We start from the raw sequence: 249 nt of genomic DNA on the forward strand, positions 1-249 counted from the left end.
TCTTTCCGGGGCTGCGGCTGGGGTATCTGGTGGGGTCCGAACCCTTCATCCGTGAGGCCCGCGCACTGCGCGCCTCGGTCCTGCGGCACCCGCCGGGGCATATCCAGCGCACCGCCGCCTATTTTTTTGTCGCTTGGCCATTACGACGCCCAGATCCGCCGCATGGGGCTGGCGCTGCACGAACGCCGCCGGGTCATGGACGCGGCGCTAGAGACCCATGGTCTGCGCGTGTCGGGCCGGGGGGCCTAT

At 69.5% G+C, this 249-nt stretch carries 1 pseudogene; it reads left to right on the plus strand.

Annotated elements, in window-relative coordinates:
- A pseudogene (locus FCK22_RS19520) lies at positions 1–249 on the plus strand (aminotransferase class I/II-fold pyridoxal phosphate-dependent enzyme); the annotation flags it as partial.

This window comes from Sulfitobacter sp. 15WGC (assembly GCF_005068605.1).
Lineage (GTDB): Bacteria > Pseudomonadota > Alphaproteobacteria > Rhodobacterales > Rhodobacteraceae > Sulfitobacter > Sulfitobacter faviae.